Raw genomic sequence first — 19,531 nt, 5'->3', positions numbered from 1 at the left:
GCCCTGGACCAATGGCGTGGCTGCTGGTGGTGGTCGCCGGATTCCTCGAGACGGGCTTCGCCGTCTGCCTCAAGCTCTCGCACGGGTTCACCCGGCTCTGGCCGACGGTCGCGTTCTCGATCTTCGCGCTCGGCAGCTTCGGTCTGCTGACCCTCGCGCTCCGCAAGCTGGACGTCGGTCCCGCGTACGCGGTGTGGACCGGTATCGGGGCCGCGGGAACGGCGATCTACGGGATGGTCTTCCTCGGCGACCTGGTCTCCGCGCTGAAGATCGTCTCGATCTGCCTGGTCATCGTCGGCGTCATCGGCCTCCAGCTCTCCGGCTCGGCCCACTGACCCGGGCGCCCCGGCCCGGACGTCCCGGCGCCCGTCCGGCGCCTGACACCCCGGGCGACCGGCCTGTCCGGCGCTTGGCACCCCGGGCGACCCGGCCCGCACGGACGAGGGCACTGTGCGCAGTACGGGGCCGCGCCCACCCGTCCGCCCCCACACCCACGGCCGGACAACGGCGTCCCGCGCACCGCACCACGCCCCCCACCCACCGGGCGGGACCTCACCGGGCCGGACGGCCCACCGCCCCGAGGGCGGAGCGGACCAGAGCGGGCACCCCCTCGTCCGCCGGCGCGAGCACGTGGGACACGGCCAGGCGGACGGCCAGCTCGTAGGCGTGCGGCGGCAGTCCGCCCGGTGCCGCCGGCGCGCGTGCCGCCGGCACCGCACCGAGCCGCGTGCGCAGAGCCGCCAGCAGTTCCGCCGGAGCGGGCGGTCCGGCGTCCACCGGCAGCCGTCCGGGACCCGGTCCCCGGGACGCCCGCGGCAGCGGCACGCGCTCGCCCCAGCAGCCGGTGAGCAGGGCGCGCAGCAGCGGGCGATCCGTCACCCGCTCGACGGTCCACTGCGCGAGCCGCACGCACCGTTCGACGCCGTCGCCCCCGCCACCCGCGCCCTCGCCGCCGCCCCCGCCCTCGCCCTCGCAGCACTCGGCGAACAGCCTCCCCGCGCCCCGGAGGAAGTCCTCCACCTCACGCCGCACCAGGGCACGGGCGAGTCCGTCCTTGCCGCCGAACTCGTTGTGGAGGGTCTGCCGGGAGACTCCCGCCGACGCGGCGACCTCCACCATCCGCACACCGGACCAGGGCCGTGCCCGCAGAGCCGCGAGCGCGGCGTCGAGCAGGGCCTCGCGTGCTGCGGGCATGGGCGCCTCCCGGGGCCTCACCCGGCCGCGCCGGGCGCTCGCTCCCGCCGCAAGGGCGGCCTCTGCGGCCAGAGTTGGCGCGCCCACCGCACCTGTCAAGGGATCCGGCGCCCCGCGCCCCGCGCCGTCCGGCCGGGGCCGTGATCGGCACCGATAGAGTGACGTCATGCCCGACTACCACGATGATCTGCGCCTCGCCCATGTCCTCGCGGACGCCGCCGACGCCGTCACCATGGAGCGCTTCAAGGCGCTCGACCTCAAGGTCGAGACCAAGCCGGACATGACCCCGGTGAGCGAGGCGGACAAGGCCGCCGAGGAACTGATCCGCGGCCAGTTGCAGCGGGCACGGCCACGGGACGCCATCCTGGGCGAGGAGTACGGCATCGAGGGCACGGGCCCGCGGCGCTGGGTCGTCGACCCGATCGACGGCACCAAGAACTACGTGCGCGGCGTACCGGTGTGGGCCACCCTGATCTCCCTCATGGAGGCGGGCGAGGGCGGCTTCCACCCGGTGATGGGCGTGGTGTCCGCCCCGGCGCTGGGCCGCCGGTGGTGGGCGGCGAAGGGGTCGGGCGCGTACACCGGCCGCAGCCTGTCGGCCGCGACCCGGCTGCAAGTGTCGAAGGTGGAGCGCCTGCAGGACGCCTCCTTCGCCTACTCCTCGCTGAGCGGCTGGGAGGAGCAGGGGCGGCTGGACGGGTTCCTCGACCTGACCCGCGCGTGCTGGCGCACCCGGGGCTACGGCGACTTCTGGTCGTACATGATGGTCGCCGAGGGTTCGGTCGACATCTGCGCGGAGCCCGAGCTGTCCCTGTGGGACATGGCGGCTCCCGCGATCGTCGTCGAGGAGGCGGGCGGCCTGTACACCGGGCTCGACGGCACCCCCGGCCCGCACAGCGGGAACGCCGCGGCCTCCAACGGACTGCTCCACCGGGAGCTCCTCGGTCATCTGAACCGGCGCCGCTGACGTCCGCACGGGCGGTTTCGACCGCGCCCGGCCCTGTCACCAGCGGCTTCACGATGCGTCAGAGACCGGTTCCGCACGCCCTCTTGCCGCCTTCGCCGCGGACTGGGACTCTGAGAGCTCCCCCACTTGTGAACTTGTGAATCGGTTCTCCAGCGGAGATCCGGTCACGAAGGAGGTGGCTCAAGTCCATGCTCGTCCGTGACGCCATGAGCACGGTGGTCCTCACCATCGGACCCGCCCACACACTCCGGCAGGCGGCCGGCCTGATGGCCGCGCGCCGCGTCGGAGCAGCCGTCGTCCTCGACGGCGATTCGAGTCTCGGGATCCTCACCGAACGGGACATCCTCAACGCGATCGGCGCGGGCCAGAACCCCGATCTGGAGACCGCCGGAGCCCACACCACCACCGACGTCGTCTTCGCCGCGCCGACCTGGACCCTGGAGGAGGCGGCCGAGGCCATGACGCACGGCGGTTTCCGCCATCTCATCGTGACGGACCGGGGCGGCCCGGTGGGCATCGTCTCCGTCCGCGACATCATCCGCTGCTGGGTGCCCGCCAGGCGCCCCGCCGGGACCGTCGTGGGCTGAGCAGGCACCCGGACACACCGAGGCCGGACCCCCGGTGGACAGGGGTCCGGCCTCGGCCCTACGGCAGGCGGGTCAGCCGCGCAGGGCCTGGACCGCGGCCTCCAGCCGCTTGCCGAAGTCCGCGTCCGCCTGACGGAAGTTGCCGATCGCGCGCTCGGCGATGTCGTCGCGGGACACCTTGGCGATGAAGCCCGCGAGGTTGCCGATCAGACGGTCCTTCTCGTCCTCGGACATCAGCCGGTAGAGGTTCCCGGCCTGGACGAAGTCGTCGTCCTCGGCGTGCACCGCGGCCGCGTGATCGCCGGTGACACCGGTCACCGCGGTGCCGGCCCACAGCGGACGGTCCGTCTGGAACGGGCCGCCGAAGCTGTTGGGCTCGTAGTTCTTCGCGCCCTTGTGGCGGCCGTCGTAGAGGAAGCCGTCCCGGCTGTGCGTCCGCGCCTCGGTGGCGTGGGGACGGTTCACCGGCAGGTGGTCGGCGTTGATGCCGACGCGGTAGCGGTGGGCGTCGCCGTAGGCGAACAGCCGGCCCTGGAGCATCTTGTCCGGGGACGGGCCGATGCCGGGCACGAAGTGCGCCGGGCTGAAGACCGACTGCTCGACCTCGGCGAAGACGTTCTCCGGGTTGCGGTTGAGCTCCAGCCTGCCGATCTCGATGCGCGGGTAGTCGGCGTGCGGCCACACCTTGGTGAGGTCGAACGGGTTGAAGCGGTACGCCGCCGCGTCGGCCGCGGGCATGATCTGGACGTAGACGGTCCAGCTCGGGAAGTCGCCGCGCTCGATGGATTCCCGCAGGTCGCGCTGGTGGGAGTCGGGGTCCTGGCCGGCGAGCCGGTCGGCCTCGTCCTGCGTGAGGTTCTTGATGCCCTGGTCGGTCTTGAAGTGGTACTTGACCCAGAAGACCTCGCCGGCCTCGTTGTTCCACTGGAACGTGTGCGAGCCGAAGCCGTCCATGTGGCGGTAGGAGGCGGGGATGCCGCGGTCGCCGAAGAGCCAGGTGACCTGGTGGGTCGACTCGGGGCTCAGGCCCCAGAAGTCCCAGACGTTGTCCGCCTCCTGGCTGCCCGTGTACGGGTCGCGCTTCTGGGTGTGGATGAAGTCCGGGAACTTGATGGCGTCCCTGATGAAGAACACCGGGGTGTTGTTGCCGACGAGGTCGTAGTTGCCCTCCTCGGTGTAGAACTTCAGCGCCCAGCCGCGGGGGTCGCGCACCGCGTCGGCCGAGCCGAGGTTGCCCGCGACGGTGGAGAAGCGCAGGAAGGTCTCGGTCTCCTTGCCCACCTCGGAGAGGAACTTCGCCCGGGTGTAGCGCGTCACGTCGGCGGTGACCGTGAAGGTGCCGTAGGCGCCGGCGCCGCGGGCGTGGACCACGCGCTCCGGGATGCGCTCCCGGTTGAAGTGGGCGAGCTTCTCCAGCAGGAGCTGGTCCTGGACGAGGACCGGCCCGCCGACACCCGCGGTCTCGCTGTTCTGGTTGTCGGCGACCGGGGCTCCGGCCTCGGTGGTGAGCGGTCCCTGCGTCACGTGCGCCTCCTGCGTCCTGTACTGCGTCGTCGTCCGCACCCGCCGCCTGTCCACGCCGTGTGCTCGAACTCGATCCTACAATGGACTTTGTCCAAGTCAATCAGACATCCAAAGTCACACATGTTCAGGATTGAGTGGAGGCGCTGTTACGCTGTCCTCATGAGCGACCTGTTGGAACGACTGCGCGGACGCGGCTGGCGCATGACCGCCCAGCGGCGCGTCGTGGCCGAGGTCCTCGACGGCGAGCACGTCCATCTGACGGCCGACGAGGTCCACGCACGCGCCGTGGAGCGGCTGCCCGAGATCTCCCGGGCCACGGTCTACAACACGCTCGGCGAACTGGTCGGCCTCGGCGAGGTGCTCGAGGTGTCGACCGACCGCCGCGCCAAGCGCTACGACCCCAATGCCCACCGCCCGCACCAGCACCTGGTGTGCGCCGGATGCGGCGCCATCCGGGACGTCCACCCGGCGGGCAATCCGCTGGCCGACCTGCCCGACTCGGAGCGCTTCGGCTTCACCATCTCGGACGTCGAGGTCACCTACCGGGGCACCTGCCCCAGTTGCGCGGCCGCGTAGGACAGAGCATGCGAAGGCCCCGGGCACCCATGGCGGTGCCCGGGGCCTTCGCACGAGCCCTCACGCCCGGCGGCCGCCCTGCGCGCGGACCGGCCCGGACACGCCGAAGGCCCGGATCCTTTGAGGATCCGGGCCTTCGGTTTCAGTAGCGGGGACAGGATTTGAACCTGCGACCTCTGGGTTATGAGCCCAGCGAGCTACCGAGCTGCTCCACCCCGCGTCGGTGAACACAACCTTACGGCACCCCGTCGACCAGCGCAAATCCCCTCCGAGGGCCCTGGCGGGCCCACCCGGCGGGCCGCCCGGGCCGGGCGATGGGCCCCTAAGCCGTCAGCTCCTGGAGCAGCGCTTCGCGCAGCTTCGCGGCGCGTTCGGCCACCTCGTCGGGCCCCAGTTCCACGGCCTTCGCGCACCAGCGCTGCCCCTCCGCCAGCTCGCCCCGGCGGGCGGCGAGCAGGGCCAGCCGCAGGGCCGCCCTGCCGTGGCCGGCACGGGCCGCGCGCGTCCACCACAGCGAGGCCTCCCGCTCACTGCCCTCGCGGGCGAGCAGCAGCCCGAGGTTGAAGGCGCCGCTGCGGCTGCCGGACTCGGCCGCCTCCCGGTACCAGCGGGCCGCGTCGTCCATTTCGCCGCGTGCGGCGGCCAGCATGCCGACCCGGACCTGGGCACGCCGGTGCCCCTGCTCGGCGGCCCGCTCGTACCACTCCTCGCACTCGGTCTTCTCCGCCCGCGGCTCGCCGAGGGCCGGCGGGCCGGGCGGCGGCTGCCGCGCGTCGAGCACCGTGGCGAGACGGAACGCCGCCTCCGCGCTGCCGCCGCCGGCCGCACACCGCAGATACCGCTCCGCCTCGTGCTCGTCGCCGTCCCGGAGGCGGGCGATGCCCACCTGGAGCGCCGCCTCGGTGTGCCCCGCGGCCGCCGCCCGCTCGTACCAGGTCAGCGCCGTGCGGTCGTCGTCGCGGCCGACGTGGAGGATGCCGAGGTTGAACGCGGCGTCCACGCTGCCCGCCTCGGCCGCCTTGGAGAACCAGGGCTCGGCCCCGACGGGGTCGCCGGCCTGGAGCAGCAGGACGGCGAGAGCGTTGGCGGCCTCCCGGTGCCCCGCGTAGGCGGCACGCCGGTACCACTGCTCCGCCTGGGGCGTACGGTCCTGGGCCGCGCACAGCAGCCCGAGGTTGTAGGCGCCGTTCACGTCGCCCGCGTCCATCGCGGCCCGGTACCAGCGCTCGGCGGTCTGCTGCTCGCCCCGGGCGGCGTGCAGGGCGCCGAGGGCGTTGGCGGCGTTGCCGTCGCCGTCCTGGGCGGCGCGCAGCCACCAGACGGCGGCGCTCTCCTCGTCACCGGCGTCCCGCAGCAGGAAGCCCAGCGCGCACGCGGCGCGCGGCTCACCGTCCCTGGCCGCCGTGAGGTACCAGCGTCCGGCCTCCTTGAGCTCCCCGCGCTTCTCCAGAATGGCCCCGAGGTGCAGAGCGGCACGCCGGTGACCGCGGGCGGCGGCCTGCCGGTACCACTGCGCGGCCTCGTCGAGAAGACCGCCGGCGCCGGTTCCGGCGTCCTGTGCCGTCCGCCCGTCGCGCCGGGCAGCGGCCCCGCGCTCGGGGCCCGGGGAGGCGGCACGGGGGCCGCCGGCGTCCGGGGCCGCGCCCCGGCCGGTACGGGGCCCGCCGGAGCCGGGACCCGCGCGGCCGCGGGCGACGACGCCCGCGTCCCGCCCGGCACCGGGCTCCGGGACGGCACGCGAGGTCTCACCCAGGGTGTCGGCCGCCGGGCGGCACTCGTCGGCGGCGCGGCCCTCCAGGGCCCGCGCCAACCGGTAGGCCGCCTCCCGGTGGCCCTGCTCGGCCGCGGTGCGCAGCCAGCGCTCGGCCCCCGCGTCGCCGCGGTGCTCCAGCAGATCCGCCAGGGCGTAGGCGCCCAGGGCATGGCCCTGCTCGGCGGACTGGCGCAGCCAGTACTCGGCGGCGGGCTCGTCACCGCGCTCACGGAAGTGCCGCCCGAGTGCGTGCGCCGCGGCCGCCGAACCGGCCACGGCGGCGATACGCCACCAGCCCGCGGCCTCGTCGGCGTAGCCGCGCTGGTGCAGCAGCACGCCCAGGTTGTTGGCCGCGGCCCGGTCGCCGTCCGCGGTGGCGCCGCGCAGGTACGGCTCGGCTCCGTCCAGGTCGCCCCGGCGCAGCAGCATGGCGCCGAGCATGCTCATCGACGCCGTGTCGCCCCCGTCGGCGGCACCGCGGTGGCGCGCCTCGGCGCCGGCGGTCTCCTCGGCGTCGGCGGTGCCGTCGTTGCGGCCGATGCCCGGCTCGACGCCGTCGAGCCCCTGCATCGCGTCCGCCGCATTGCCGGAATGCGGCTGCACAAACCGCCCTGTCTCCAACAGAGTTGCCCTGTCCCCCATAAATTCCATCGTCGCACCACCCGCAACCCGCGTACACCTGGTATACCGCAGCCAGTGAGGTCACTTCAGCGTTTTGTCGACATGCCCACAGAGAGACAAGTCAAACACGGTCGGCGCCAACTCGCGTCGTCCGGCACGCACTTCGGGACACCTTGCCCTCGAAGGAGTCGGGCCGCCGCACCGGCACAGCACGAAGAGGGCCCGGATCCTTCAAGGATCCGGGCCCTCTTCTTTTCAGTAGCGGGGACAGGATTTGAACCTGCGACCTCTGGGTTATGAGCCCAGCGAGCTACCGAGCTGCTCCACCCCGCGTCGTTGTGATCTCACAGTATCACGGTGCGGGAGGGGGTCCGTCCACCCCGGGTTCGTCTCCGGGGCGGCGTGCGCGGCCCGGAGACGGCCCGGGTGCGGGCTCACTCGGTCTGCGGTGCCTCTTCCTTCAGCCCGGCCTCGGCGTCGGCGGCCCGCTGCAGCGCGTCCTGGAGGTCGTCCTGGGCCTTGCCGTAGGCCGTCCAGTCGCCCTTCTTGATGGCCTCCTCGCCGTCCGCGTAGGCCTTCTGCGCGTCGGCGATGGCGTCCTTCAGGGCCGCGTCGCCGGTGACGGGCGGCTCGTCGGGATCCGCCGGCGGCTCGTCGGGATCGGCGGGCGGTGTGGTGCCCTCGTCGGCGCCCGCCTCACCGAACACCTGGGAGAGCGCGCCGCCGAGATCGTTGGCGAAGCCGATCTTCTGGCCGTAGACCACCGCCACCTTGCTCAACAGCGGGTACTCCGAGCCGCGGCCCTGGGCGTAGATGGGCTCGACGTACAGGAAACCGCTGTCCAGCGGGACGGTCAGCAGGTTGCCGTACTTGATCGTCGAGTCGGCGCCCTTGAGGTCCCGGACGAAGTTGGCGATCGGGTCGTGGCGGTTGAGCCGGCTCTGGATCTGTTCGGGTCCGTCGACCTTGTCGTCGGTGACCCGCATCAGTCTGATCTTGCCGTAGTCCTTGCTGTTGGCGTCCGCGTCGACCGCCATGAAGGCCCGCAGGTTCGGCCGTCCACTGGGGGTGAACGTCGTCGTCAGCGAGAACTGCTGCTCGGTCTGGCCGGGCAGTTTCATCGACAGGTAGTACGGCGGGACCGCGTTGTTGTCCGACTTGGTCGGGTCGTTCGGGACCTGCCAGGCGTCACTCGCGTTGTAGAACGGCGCGGGCTCGGTGACGTGGTAGAGGCTCAACAGCTCGCGCTGGACCTTGAACATGTCCTGCGGGTACCGCAGATGGGCCTTCAGCTCGGCCGGGATGTCGCCCTTGTCCTTGACCGTGCCGGGGAAGGCCTTCTTCCAGGTCTTCAGGACCGGGTCGTTCTCGTCCCACTCGTAGAGGGTGACGGTGCCGTCGTAGGCGTCGACGGTGGCCTTCACCGAATTCCGGATGTAGTTGACCTGGTTCTGCTGGGCGACGACCGCGCGCTGCCGGTCGGTCAGCGAGTCCGCGGTGGTGTCGCCGAGCGTGGTCCGCGAGGCGTACGGGTAGCCGTTGGTGGTCGTGTAGGCGTCGATGACCCACTGGATCCGCTTGCCCACGACCGCCGGATAGGCGTCGCCGTCGATCGTCAGCCAGGGGGCCACCGCCTCGACGCGCTCCTTGGGCGTGCGGTTGTAGAGGATCTGCGAGCCCTCGCCGATGGCTCCCGAGTAGAGGATCTGCGGCTCGCTGAAGGAGACCGCGTAGGCGGCGCGGTTGAGCGGGCTGGAGAGGTCGATGCCGCCCTTGCCCTCGTAGCTCGTGGTGACCTGGCCGCCGCCGTCCTTCTCGTAGTCGAGCTCCTTCTGGGGCCCGCCGACGATCGAGTACTGCGTGGTCTTCTCGCCGTAGTAGATCCGCTGCTCGTAGTCGCCGAGGCTGCCCTTCGACGGCAGGCCGGACTCGGTGAACTCCGGGGCGCCCGAGGTGCCCTTGGCCGTCTCCGTGCCCTTGGCCGCGACCGCACCGTACCCGTGGGTGTAGGTGAAGTGGTCGTTGATCCAGTTGCGCTTGTCGACGCCCTGGAGGTTCAGCTCACGCAGACCGATGACGGTGTCCTGGCCGTTGTACCGGTCGACGTCCAGCGTCGCGGGGAACTGGTAGTACTTCCGCTCCTGCTCCAGCTGCTGGAACGTGGGCGAGACGATGTTGGGGTCGTTGATCCGGTAGCTCGCGGCCGCGTCCGCCTGGGCACGCTGCGACTCGGCGTCCTTGATCTCGCCCCGGCCCGTGTAGTCGGTCGGCTTGACCCCGTCGATGCCGTACGCCTTGCGGGTGGCCTCGATGTTCTTCTGGATGTACTGCGCTTCCTTGGCCTGCTCGTTGGGCTGGACCTGGAACTTCTGGACGATGGCCGGGTACAGGCCGCCGATCAGGATGGCCGACAGGACCATCAGGCCGAAACCGATCACCGGCAGCTGCCAGGTGCGGCGCCACAGCGTGGCGAAGAACAGCACCGCGCAGATGATGGCGATGCAGAAGAGGATCGTCTTCGCCGGCAGGTAGGCGTTGGCGTCGACGTACCGCAGACCCGTCCAGTTGCTGGTCGCCTTGAAGTCACTGGACTTCACGGCGAGCCCGTACCGGTCGAGCCAGTACGCGACGGCCTTGAGCGCCACGAAGATGCCGAGCAGCACCGACAGATGGCCGGTCGCGGCACCGGTGGCCCGCGCGCCGGGGCTGGTGATGCGCAGCCCGCCGTACAGGTAGTGGGTCACCGCGGCGGCGATGAGGGAGAGCACCACGGCCGCGAAACCGAAGCCGAGCAGGAAGCGGTACCACGGCAGGTCGAAGGCGTAGAACGCCACGTCCATGCCGAACTGCGGGTCCTTCTCGCCGAAGGGCACGCCGTTGACCCACATGAGCCAGGTGCGCCACTGGCTGGTCGCGGAGGCACCGGCGATCAGCCCGACGAGCGCGGTGACCCCGAGGAGGACCCACTTCTTGTACGGGGCGATGCCCATGCGGTACCGGTCGAGGCTCTGCTGCTCCAGCGACATCGCGCTGAGCGGCGGCCGCAGCCGGTGCGCCAGCCAGATGTTCAGCCCGACGGCCGCTGCCATGAGCAGGCCGAAGACGGCGAACAGTCCGATCTTGGTCCACAGGGTGGTCGTGAAGACGGAGGAGTACCTGACCGAGCGGTACCACAGCCAGTCCGTCCAGAACCCGGCGAACATGACGAACACCATGGCCAGCGCGGCCAGGACGCCCAGTGTCATGAGCAGGGTGCGGACACGCCGGGACGGCCGGCCCACTCTGATCCGTGGCCCGGTCGGGCCTCCGCCGCGGTCCGGCATCTGGAAAGCCAACGTGCGCACCTCGAAGTTCGCGGTCGTGTGGAACGGGCCCCGCGATCGTAGAGCCCCACTCATGCAACTTACCGAGGCTTTACCTAGTTCCCGCAGCGGGGCAGGAAGGAGGCAGGATATTGGCCATGTCCAACGCTTCAGCACCGACCCCCGACAACCAGCCGCCCCCGGCGCCCATGGCCGCGAGCCCGCTCACCCGCGCCGTGCTCGAGATCGACGAGTACGCCTCGGGCATCGGCTGGGACCAGCCCGCCCGTCTCTTCGCCCTGGTCGACACCGCTCGGCTGCGTACCCAGGAGCCCTCCCTCGCCGCCCAGCTCGGCCTCGACGAGGGCGACTCCGCGGCGGCCCTGACGCCGATCGAGCAGGACGAGATCCCCGCGGGCACCGCCCTGGACGAGTTCCTCGGCACGGTCGCCTGGCCCGAGGCGGTGGCCGGGTGCGCGCTCACCGTGGAGCGCCTGATGCTCCCCTCGTCCGCGGAGCAGTCCGTTCCCCAGGGCCTGGACGACGCGGCGCTGGCCGACTGGGTCGCCTCGCACCCGGACCGCCAGGAGGTCCGGATGACGGTGGCGGTGCTGCGGGACGGCAGCCGGGAGTCGGCGCTGCGCCTGCGCGAGAAGGACTCGCCGACGGAGGTGCTCACGGGGGCGGGGCTCGTCCCCGGTCTCGCCGAGGCGCTGGCGGCGACGTTCGAGGACTGACGGACAGGACGCGTCACGCTCCGGGACGGTGGTCCGGGAGCGTGACGCGCCGAGGCGCCCGCGGACGGTGGTCCGGGGGCGCCTCGTGCGTGTCCGGGCGGTGCCGGGCGGAGGGTGCGGGGGGTCAGCCCGTCGAGCAGCTCGGCAGGCCCGCCGTCCTGCCCGCGCGGATCTTCTCCAGCGAGTCGGTGGCGTCGTCGATCGTCTCGACCTTGACCAGCTTCAGCCCGTCGGGGATGTCGGACGCCGCCGTGGCGCAGTTGTCGCCGGGAGTGAGGAAGTACTCGGCTCCCGCGTTCCGCGCGCCGACGAGCTTCATCTCGATGCCGCCGATCGGACCGACCTTGCCGGCGTCGTCGATGGTCCCGGTGCCCGCGACGAACTTCCCGCCCGTCAGGTTCCCGGGGGTCAGCTTGTCGACGATGCCCAGGGCGAACATCAGACCGGCACTCGGGCCGCCGACGTCGGCGAGGTGGATGTCGATCGTGAACGGGAAGGTGTGGTCCGTGCCCGCCGCGATGCCCACGATCGCGCGGCCGTCGTCCGGGGCCTTCACCGTGGTGACGGTGACCTCCTCGGTGCCCTCCGGCTCCTTGCCCGCCTTCTCGGCGGCGGCGGCGTCGGGGGCCGGGACGATGGTGAAGACGACCTTCTCCCCCGGCTTGTGCTTCACCACCAGGTCGGCCACGTCGCCCGGCTTCTCGATCGGGGTGCCGTCCACGGCACGGATCACGTCGCCCGCGTGCAGGGTGCCCTCGGCGGGCGAGTCCTTGACGACGGTGGCGACGACCACACGGGACTTCACCGGGATGTCCAGCTCGCGCAGGGCGGCGACCTTGGCGCTCTCCTGGGACTGGCTGAACTCCTCGGCGTTCTCCTGGGTGGACTCCTCCTCGGTCTTGCCGTCCGGGTAGAGGGTGTCGTGCGGGACGACCACGTTGTCGTGGGCCAGCCAGCCGTACATCGCCTCGAAGAGGTTCATCCGGTAGTCCGCGCCGGTCACCCTGACGGTCGTCATGTTGAGGTGACCGGTGGCGGGGTACGTCCTGCGGCCGGAGATCTGCAGCACCGGCTCGCCGTCGGCGGCGCCCAGGGTGTTCACCGTGGGACCCGGGGACATCTCCGCGTAGGGGACCTTGAAGAACACACCCGCGCACAGCAGCGCGATGAAGACGAGGGTGGAGGCGAGCATCGTCGCGGTGCGGCGTGGCATGGAACGACAGTACGGGACGAGCCTGTGCGAGCACTGCCGGGGCCGGTCCGTCCGGGGCCGTCCGCCGGCGGGGCCGGCGGGTCAGTTCCGCACGGCGTCCGTACCGGAGGCCGCCTTCTCCATGGCGTCGCGGAAACGCGCGTATCCCGCGAGCTCGGCGACGTCCCCGCTGGTGCGGTTGCGCGACGCCCAGCTCGCCCATATCGCAGCACCGACAGCAGCGAACAGCGGAATCAGCAACCAGGCCAGAACTGCCATCGCGACCTCCCTACCCCATGAGCGAAAGCGACTGAGTGATCAGCAGATTAGTCATCTGCGAGAACAACGCTCACGGCAGGGGTGGGGTTACGCAAATCGGGGCGGAAGGGGTCCGGGCGGGTTTCGGCGGCGACGATCCGCCCGAACGGGCGGACGCGCCGTCAGCGGCGGGCCGGCGGCCCGGGGGCGCTACGCGCCGACCCACTCCTCGGAACCGTCGGAGAAGCGCTGGTGCTTCCAGATGGGGGCCTCGTGCTTGAGGTCGTCGATCAGCTTCCGGCACGCCTCGAACGCCTCGCCCCGGTGGGGGCACGACACGGCGACCACCACGGCCAGGTCCCCGACCGCGAGGTCACCCACACGGTGGACGGCGGCGAGCGCCCGGACGGGGTACTCCGCCGCCACCTTCTCGGCGATGGCGCGCATGACGGCTTCCGCGCTCGGATGACAGGAGTAGCCGAGGTCGGCGACGTCCGCGCCGCCGTCGTGGTCGCGGACGGTGCCGACGAAGAGCGCGGTGCCGCCCGCCGCGTCGTCGCCGACCGCGGCGAAGACCTCGTCGACGGAGAGCGGCGTGTCGCGGATCGCGATCAGCCGCACCGGGTCCTGCGCCGCCTGCTCACCGGGGTGGTCGTACGTGCGTGCCATGGCCCCATCGTGCCGTACGCCGGGGGCGTCGCCCAATGGACCGTCCGACGGTTCGCCGTCCGACGCCTTGGACTCTCCTACAGCGGCGCGGCCCCGCGCGGGGCCGCGCCCGTCCCTCAGATCCTGCGGCGCGCTTTGCGGGCACGCCGGACCAGCGCGGCCGTGCCCAGCAGGGCGACGGTCGCGCCCGCCGCACCGGCGGCCGTGGCGTCCTTGCGGCCCAGCCGGCGGCCCGCGACCGTGTGCCGGCCCTCGACCTCCTCCAGCAGCGCGGCGAGCACCTCCTCGTTCGTCCACTGCGGGCGCCAGCCCGCGTCGTGCAGCCGGCTCACGCTCACCACCCAGGGGTGCATCGTGTACGCGAGGTCCCCGGCCGGTGACGGGGTGAGGCCGATCCGGTGCAGCCGGGCCGCGGCTCCGAGGGCGACGGCTGAGGGCAGCTCCATCCGCCGGATCCCGCTGAGCTCCTCGACCTCCTCCTGCTCCAGCCAGCCGTCGCAGCCGACCGCCAACTCGCCCTCGACCTTCTCCAGCGCCGCGTACTCCAGCGCCGTCACCAGGTCGTCGACGTGGCAGAACTGCCAGGTGGGCCGGGAGCCGGCGACCACCAGCAGCCGGGGCGACTCGAAGTACCTGGTCAGCGCGGTGTCCGTGCCGCCGACCAGTACGGCGGGCCGGACCACCGTGACGTTCAGGCCCGGGTGGGCGCGGGGCGCCCGGCGCGCCAGGCGCTCGATCTCCAGCAGGTCGCCGACCCCGGTCGCCTCGGCGGTGGCCTTGAGCTCGGCGTCCTCGGACAGCGGGACGTCGTTGTCGGCCAGCGCCCCGTAGACCATGGCCGACGTGCACAGGACGACCCGGTGCACACCGGCCGCGGCGGCCGCGGTCAGGACCGTCTGCGTGCCGCGGACGTTGTAGGCGGTGCGCGCCGCGGCGTCCGACTCCAGGTCCAGGTCGAGCGCGAGATGGACGACGACGTCGGCGCCGCGCAGCTTCTCGGCGATGGCCGGGTCGCGCACGTCCAGGACGTGCCAGTGCGCCTCGGGAACCTCGCCCCTGCGCTCGTCGATCGCGAGCACCTGCCTGACCTCGTCCGACGCGGCGAGCCGGCGTGTGAGCAGGTCGCCGACGCCCGTGGCGGCGCCTGTGACGGCGACCACGGGGCCGCGGCCCCCGGGCGGGGTCGAGTGGTTTCGCGCTGCGCGAACCTGCGGATCTGGGGAACTCACCAGGCGTCTCCAGCGGTTGTCTTCAGTACGCAAGCGCATGACGCATACGCACCAGGTGACGCCCATCCTGCCGCAGGCCGCCTGCGGGCGGGGCACCGAGGCCGCAAGCCGCCTCGATGTCCTCAGCCGACGGCCGCCCGGCCGCTTAGGCTGGGTGGTGTTGTCGGGCAGTCGCCGTCGGCAGTCAGCCGACGGCCCTACGAGCCGAGGAAACCCGTGAGTGACACCCCATTCGGATTCGGCCTTCCGCCGGAGGAGCCGGAGAACGGCGACGAGGGCAAGAAGAGGAATCCCGGCGGAGGTGGCCAGGGCTCCGGCGGGTCCCCGGCCAACCCGTTCGGCTTCGGTTTCGGCGGCGAGGGCGGGGACAACCCCTTCGCCGCCATGTTCGGGTCGCTGAACCCGAACGACCTGGGCGCCGCCTTCCAGCAGCTCGGCCAGATGCTGAGCTACGAGGGCGGCCCGGTGAACTGGGACATGGCCAAGCAGATCGCCCGCCAGACCGTGGCCCAGGGCACGGCCGACGGCACCAAGGACAGCAGCGTCTCCCCCGTCGACCGCACCGCGGTCGAGGAGGCCGTGCGCCTGGCCGACCTGTGGCTGGACGGGGTGACCTCGCTCCCGTCGGGCGCGAGCACCGCCYTGGCCTGGAGCCGCGCGGAGTGGGTCGAGGCGACCCTGCCCGCGTGGCAGCAGTTGGTCGACCCGGTCGCCGAGCGGGTCGGCGTCGCCATGGGCGACGTGCTGCCCGAGGAGATGCAGGCCATGGCGGGCCCGCTGCTCGGGATGATGCGCTCCATGGGCGGCGCGATGTTCGGCCAGCAGATCGGCCAGGCCGTGGGCGTGCTGGCGGGCGAGGTGGTCGGCTCGACCGACATCGGCCTGCCGCTCGGCCCGGCCGGCAAGGCGGCCCTCCTCCCGCTGAACGTCGAGGCGCTCGGCAAGGACCTGGGGGTGCCCAAGGAGGAGGTTCGTCTCTACCTCGCCCTGCGCGAGGCAGCCCACCAGCGGCTCTTCGCCCATGTGCCGTGGCTGCGCTCCCACCTCTTCGGCGCCGTCGAGGGATACGCGCGGGGCATCAAGGTCGACACCTCCAAGCTGGAGGACGTGGTCGGCCAGTTCGACCCGACCCACCCCGAGCAGCTGCAGGAAGCCCTTCAGCAGGGCATGTTCCAGCCGGAGGACACGCCGGAGCAGAAGGCTGCCCTGGCCCGTCTGGAGACGGCTCTCGCGCTGGTCGAGGGCTGGGTCGACGCCGTGGTCCACGCCGCCGCGTCGAACCGCCTCACCTCGGCGGGCGCGCTGCGGGAGACCCTGCGCAGGCGCCGGGCGTCCGGCGGCCCCGCGGAGCAGACGTTCGCGACCCTGATCGGTCTGCAGCTGCGCCCGCGCCGGCTCCGGGACGCCTCGCGGCTGTGGGCCTCGCTCACGGACGCGCGCGGTGTCGACGGCCGGGACGCCCTGTGGGAGCACCCCGACATGCTGCCGACGGCGACCGATCTCGACGACCCCGACGGTTTCGTGCACCGCGAGCAGCTCGACTTCTCGGAGCTCGACAAGATGCTCGGCGAGGCGGCGGCGCCCAAGGACGCTCCGGCCGCGGACGGCGGCGCGTCCGCCGAGGACACCGCGGACGGCGGCGGCGGCGAAGGGAAGGACCGCCCCGGCGGCGAGGACGAGGGCAAGGGCGACGCAGGCCGGTGAGTCTCCACGACGACGCGGTCCTGGTGCTGAAGGAGTACCGGGGCCGCGATGACGAGCAGAGCACGCTGCGGGACGCCTATCTCGACCACCTCGCCGCGCACCCGGACGGCATGTGGAAGTCCTGTGGCGCGGGGCACCTGACGGCCAGCGCGCTGGTCGTCGACCCGGAGCGCGGGAAGGTGCTGCTGACGCTGCACAGGAAGCTCGGCATGTGGCTCCAGATGGGCGGCCACTGCGAACCGGGGGACCGCTCGCTCGCCGCCGCCGCGCTGCGCGAGGCGACGGAGGAGTCGGGCATCGCGGGCCTGACGCTGCTGCCGGGCGGTCCCGTCACCCTGGACCGCCACCCCATTCCGCCGCCCTGCCACCGGCACCTGGACGTGCAGTACGCGGCGCTGGCGCCCGCCGGTGCCGTGGAGGCCATCAGCGAGGAGTCCCTCGACCTGCGCTGGTTCGCCTGGGACGAGGTGCCGGGCGTGGCCGACGCGTCCGTCGTGCGGCTGCTGGAACGGACACGGGCAGCGCTGTGACCCGGGGGGCGGACGTGGTCCGCCCCGGGAACATGCGGCAGGGGCGGTCGCCGGGCGACCGCCCCTGTGCATGCTGCCGGACCGTTGGTCGGGCCGTCAGTTCCAGGCGTTGTTCTGGTTCTGGGCGTGGGCGCCGTGCTGGCCGACACCGAACTGGGCGCGGGCGCCCTGGCCGAGGTCGGCGTGCTGCGGCGGCATGACCTCGCTGGGCTGCACCAGTGCGAAGCCCTGTCCGAGGAAGCTCAGCTCCCAGCCCTCTCCGGTGCTGCCGCGGCGGCGGCGCACGTTCGAGGAATGGGTCTGCGCCTGCATCTGCACCCGCAGGCCCGAGGACCAGGCGACGATCGCGTCCGAGTCGACGTTGACGTATTTGTCCGGGGTGACGTGCATCATCAGCGGCTGGCCCGAGGTCATCAGCGCGACCTTGCCCCGGCCGGAGATGTTGAGCTGGTACTTGCCGGAGCCCGAGATGCCGTACTGGCTGTCCACCGCGATGACCTCGGTGTGCAGCGCGGAGTCGAGCGCCAGGACGTAGGCGCTGTCGACCGTCATGCCCTCCTGGTCCACGTCGACGACATGGACGTACTGCGCGAGGTTGGCGAAGTAGACGGTGCCCTGGCCCGAGCAGCGCATCAGGTCGAGGCCCTCGCCGGTGTTGGCGCGGGCCCGGCGCTGGCTGCTCGTCCGGTACTCGCCGTCGAAGTCGATCAGCCCCTGGTACGCCACCATCGCGCCCTTGCGGGCGAGGACGTCGTCATGGCCGGTGAGCGCCACCCGCAGCAGCTGCGGGTTCTGGACGACGTACCGCTCCTGGGACTGCTGTTCCCCGTGGCTGAAAAGCGAACTCTGCATGATCTGTTCCCGCTCCCCCTCAGCCCCGGACGCGCAGGCGGTCGGTGCTGTCCTCGCTCGGCTGTACGACGACGATGCCCTGGCCGGAGAAGGCCATCTGGTACGCCTCTCCGCTGCCCCGCCCGATCAGGGAGGAGGCCTTGAAGCTGCGCTTGCCCTTCACCTTGAGGTTCGGGGACCAGGCCACGAGGGCGTCCGGGTCGACGTAGGTCTCGTCCTCGCCGCGGCCGCAGTCGACGACGATCGGGGTGCCGCGCGAGGTCAGGGCGACCCAGCCGGTACCGGCGATCTCGACGTTCCACAGGCCCTGGCCGGCGAACTTGGCCAGACCCTTGACCTTCTCGACGCCCCACTGGAGATGGGCGTCGAAGGCGAGGAGGTTGGTGCCGTTCACCGAGAGGGAGTCGTTGTCGAGGTTGATGACGACGACGTCGGCGCCGTAGTCGGCGAGGTAGAGCAGACCGTCGCCGGAGCACTTCATGATGGGCGCGCCCTCGCCGGTGACCCACTGGGAGGCGACCTGGCGGACGGCCGGCGGGTTGGGCTCGTACTGCACGAAGCCCTCGTAGGCGACCATCGAACCGGTGCGCGCGTAGAGGTCCTGGCCGGTGGCCATGGCGACCTTCAGCATGGTGCGGCCGTGGTTCTCCATACGGGCGGCCACGGGGGTCGGGGCGTAGCCCGCGAGTTGCTGGTTCATTCTTCGGGCTCCCTCAGACCTCGTAGGGCTGGACGACGATGAAGTTGCCGGGAGCGCCCCGGAACTGGAGGTTCACGGTCTCGCCGCTGTGGCCGGGGTACGCGTTGCGGCGCAGCCTGACCTGGCTGGAGAGGATGACCTGCGAGGCAGCCGACCAGGCGACGACAGCGTTGCAGTCGGCGAAGGTGGTGGGCGTGACGGGCAGGACCACGGGCACACCGTGGGTCTTGACGACGACGGTGCCGGTGCCGTGGAACAGCATCGTGAACAGCGCGCCGCCGGGGATGCCGTGGCCCTCGATGCGCCGGACCTCGTACTGGAGCGACTCGTCGAAGGCCAGGACGTTCTCCGCGGAGACGCAGATGCCGTCGCCCTGGAGCTCGATCTGGTGCAGGTGGGAGCCCTCCTCGGCGAGGAAGACCTGGCCCCGGCCGGTGCAGCGCATCAGCTGCATCTCCTGGCCCGTGGCGTTGCCGACGATACGGCCCGCGAAGCCGGCGCCCTTGTAGCCGAATTCGACCTTGCCCTGGTACATCACCATGCTGCCCTGACGGGCCAGCACGCCCGAACCGCCCATGGTCAGGTCGACCCGCATGAGCTGCTGGTTCTGCGGCGTCCACCGCTGGCCGGTGGGCGTCTCGCGGTACGCCTGGAGGGCCGCCTGGAGTCCGGCGCCGGCCTGCGGTGCGCCCTGGGGGACGCCCTGCGGCATCCCGCCCGGAGGCATGCCGGAGGGCTGCTGGCCGTAGGGCGCCGGGGGCTGCTGACCGTAGGGGGCCTGCGGCGGCTGGCCGTACGGCGCGCCGTGCGGCGGGGTCTGACCCGGGATCTGGCCGGGCGGCTGGCCCGGGACCTGACCGAACTGCGGCGGCTGCGGCGGCTGTCCGTAGGGGGACGGCGCGGGCGGCGCCAGCGGGGCGGCCATCGTGGGCGCGGCATGGATCTGCGGACCCGGCGCAGGAGCGGGCGCGGGCGCATGGGACGCAGGCGCCTGCGGGGCCGCGGGTGCGCCGAACCCCGGTGCGGGCTGCGGGGCCTGCGGGGCGGCCGGGGCCAGGTCTTCCTCGCCGAGGAGGGCTCCCACCTGCACCAGATCGAGCTCCAGGGCGACGGCATCTGCGTCTCCGCGGAGAACG

17 protein-coding genes, 2 tRNA genes and 1 pseudogene are annotated in these 19,531 nt (G+C 72.3%); 7 read left to right on the top strand and 13 right to left on the bottom strand.

Annotation, left to right across the window (positions count from 1 at the left end; translation table 11 throughout):
* Positions 1-11: 11 nt before the first annotated feature.
* Positions 12-335, top strand: a complete 324-nt coding sequence (locus EAO77_RS12430; protein ID WP_147988057.1) for a DMT family transporter — start codon at positions 12-14, stop codon at positions 333-335.
* Positions 336-552: 217 nt separating this feature from the next.
* Here EAO77_RS12430 and EAO77_RS12425 read toward each other — a convergent pair whose 3' ends face one another.
* Positions 553-1,194 carry a TetR/AcrR family transcriptional regulator gene (locus EAO77_RS12425; protein ID WP_147988056.1) on the bottom strand — a complete coding sequence of 214 codons (642 nt, stop codon included), beginning with the start codon at positions 1,192-1,194 and terminating at the stop codon, positions 553-555.
* 166 nt (positions 1,195-1,360) lie between these two features.
* Here EAO77_RS12425 and hisN point away from each other — a divergent pair, with 166 nt between their 5' ends.
* Positions 1,361-2,161 (top strand): histidinol-phosphatase, encoded by an 801-nt coding sequence (gene hisN, locus EAO77_RS12420; RefSeq protein WP_147988055.1) that lies wholly within the window; start codon positions 1,361-1,363, stop codon positions 2,159-2,161.
* A 188-nt stretch (positions 2,162-2,349) separates the two neighbouring features.
* Positions 2,350-2,748, top strand: coding sequence for a cyclic nucleotide-binding/CBS domain-containing protein (locus tag EAO77_RS12415; RefSeq protein ID WP_147988054.1), 399 nt, complete (start codon positions 2,350-2,352; stop codon positions 2,746-2,748).
* A 72-nt stretch (positions 2,749-2,820) separates the two neighbouring features.
* Here the strand turns inward: EAO77_RS12415 and EAO77_RS12410 are convergent, their stop codons facing one another.
* Positions 2,821-4,272, bottom strand: a complete 1,452-nt coding sequence (locus EAO77_RS12410) for a catalase (RefSeq protein WP_147988053.1) — start codon at positions 4,270-4,272, stop codon at positions 2,821-2,823.
* 159 nt (positions 4,273-4,431) lie between these two features.
* On the opposite strand from EAO77_RS12410, the gene EAO77_RS12405 reads away from it, so the two are divergent.
* Complete coding sequence (locus EAO77_RS12405; RefSeq protein WP_147988052.1) at positions 4,432-4,848, top strand: Fur family transcriptional regulator; 417 nt, start codon at positions 4,432-4,434, stop codon at positions 4,846-4,848.
* Between the two features lie 146 nt (positions 4,849-4,994).
* Here the strand turns inward: EAO77_RS12405 and EAO77_RS12400 are convergent.
* From EAO77_RS12400 to EAO77_RS12385, 4 genes are all read right to left on the bottom strand, one after another.
* Positions 4,995-5,068 (bottom strand) — tRNA-Met (locus EAO77_RS12400).
* Positions 5,069-5,170: 102 nt separating this feature from the next.
* Positions 5,171-7,252 (bottom strand): tetratricopeptide repeat protein, encoded by a 2,082-nt coding sequence (locus EAO77_RS12395; protein ID WP_147988051.1) that lies wholly within the window; start codon positions 7,250-7,252, stop codon positions 5,171-5,173.
* Between the two features lie 229 nt (positions 7,253-7,481).
* Positions 7,482-7,555: transfer RNA gene (locus EAO77_RS12390), tRNA-Met, on the bottom strand.
* 101 nt (positions 7,556-7,656) lie between these two features.
* The gene (locus EAO77_RS12385; protein WP_187283264.1) at positions 7,657-10,545 is read right to left on the bottom strand and encodes a UPF0182 family protein; all 2,889 of its coding nucleotides are present in this window, start codon (positions 10,543-10,545) and stop codon (positions 7,657-7,659) included.
* A 137-nt stretch (positions 10,546-10,682) separates the two neighbouring features.
* Between EAO77_RS12385 and EAO77_RS12380 the strand changes: the two genes are divergently transcribed.
* On the top strand, positions 10,683-11,261 hold the full coding sequence (locus EAO77_RS12380; RefSeq protein WP_147988050.1) for a PPA1309 family protein: 579 nt from the start codon (positions 10,683-10,685) through the stop codon (positions 11,259-11,261).
* Positions 11,262-11,385: 124 nt separating this feature from the next.
* On the opposite strand, the gene EAO77_RS12375 is transcribed toward EAO77_RS12380, so the two are convergent.
* The 4 genes from EAO77_RS12375 to EAO77_RS12365 all read right to left on the bottom strand — a co-directional run bounded on the left by EAO77_RS12375 (position 11,386) and on the right by EAO77_RS12365 (position 14,609).
* Positions 11,386-12,474, bottom strand: a complete 1,089-nt coding sequence (locus tag EAO77_RS12375; protein ID WP_147988049.1) for a PDZ domain-containing protein — start codon at positions 12,472-12,474, stop codon at positions 11,386-11,388.
* Positions 12,475-12,555: 81 nt separating this feature from the next.
* Positions 12,556-12,732 (bottom strand): hypothetical protein, encoded by a 177-nt coding sequence (locus EAO77_RS38585; protein WP_187283196.1) that lies wholly within the window; start codon positions 12,730-12,732, stop codon positions 12,556-12,558.
* A 189-nt stretch (positions 12,733-12,921) separates the two neighbouring features.
* Positions 12,922-13,380, bottom strand: coding sequence for a molybdenum cofactor biosynthesis protein MoaE (locus EAO77_RS12370; RefSeq protein ID WP_147988048.1), 459 nt, complete (start codon positions 13,378-13,380; stop codon positions 12,922-12,924).
* 116 nt (positions 13,381-13,496) lie between these two features.
* On the bottom strand, positions 13,497-14,609 hold the full coding sequence (locus tag EAO77_RS12365; RefSeq protein WP_147988047.1) for an SDR family oxidoreductase: 1,113 nt from the start codon (positions 14,607-14,609) through the stop codon (positions 13,497-13,499).
* Positions 14,610-14,825: 216 nt separating this feature from the next.
* On the opposite strand from EAO77_RS12365, the gene EAO77_RS12360 reads away from it, so the two are divergent.
* A complete protein-coding gene (locus EAO77_RS12360; RefSeq protein ID WP_147988046.1) occupies positions 14,826-16,313 on the top strand; it encodes a zinc-dependent metalloprotease in 1,488 nt (495 codons plus the stop codon).
* On the top strand, positions 16,310-16,843 hold the full coding sequence (locus EAO77_RS12355) for an NUDIX hydrolase (RefSeq protein WP_147988045.1): 534 nt from the start codon (positions 16,310-16,312) through the stop codon (positions 16,841-16,843). Before EAO77_RS12360 ends, EAO77_RS12355 begins: the two co-directional genes overlap by 4 nt.
* Before the next feature lie 96 nt (positions 16,844-16,939).
* Here EAO77_RS12355 and EAO77_RS12350 read toward each other — a convergent pair whose 3' ends face one another.
* The 3 genes and pseudogenes from EAO77_RS12350 to EAO77_RS12340 all read right to left on the bottom strand — a co-directional run.
* Positions 16,940-17,695: an AIM24 family protein gene (locus EAO77_RS12350; protein ID WP_147988044.1), complete on the bottom strand. Its 756-nt coding sequence runs from the start codon at positions 17,693-17,695 to the stop codon at positions 16,940-16,942.
* Between the two features lie 19 nt (positions 17,696-17,714).
* The gene (locus tag EAO77_RS12345; protein ID WP_147988043.1) at positions 17,715-18,395 is read right to left on the bottom strand and encodes an AIM24 family protein; all 681 of its coding nucleotides are present in this window, start codon (positions 18,393-18,395) and stop codon (positions 17,715-17,717) included.
* Positions 18,396-18,408: 13 nt separating this feature from the next.
* Positions 18,409-19,449 (bottom strand): annotated as a pseudogene (locus EAO77_RS12340) (AIM24 family protein); the annotation flags it as partial.
* Between the last annotated feature and the right edge of the window lie 82 nt (positions 19,450-19,531).

It is taken from the genome of Streptomyces sp. T39, assembly GCF_008042045.1.
Taxonomy (GTDB): domain Bacteria; phylum Actinomycetota; class Actinomycetes; order Streptomycetales; family Streptomycetaceae; genus Streptomyces.
Note: the sequence above shows the minus strand (reverse complement) of the source record. Positions and strands in the feature narration are given on the sequence as shown.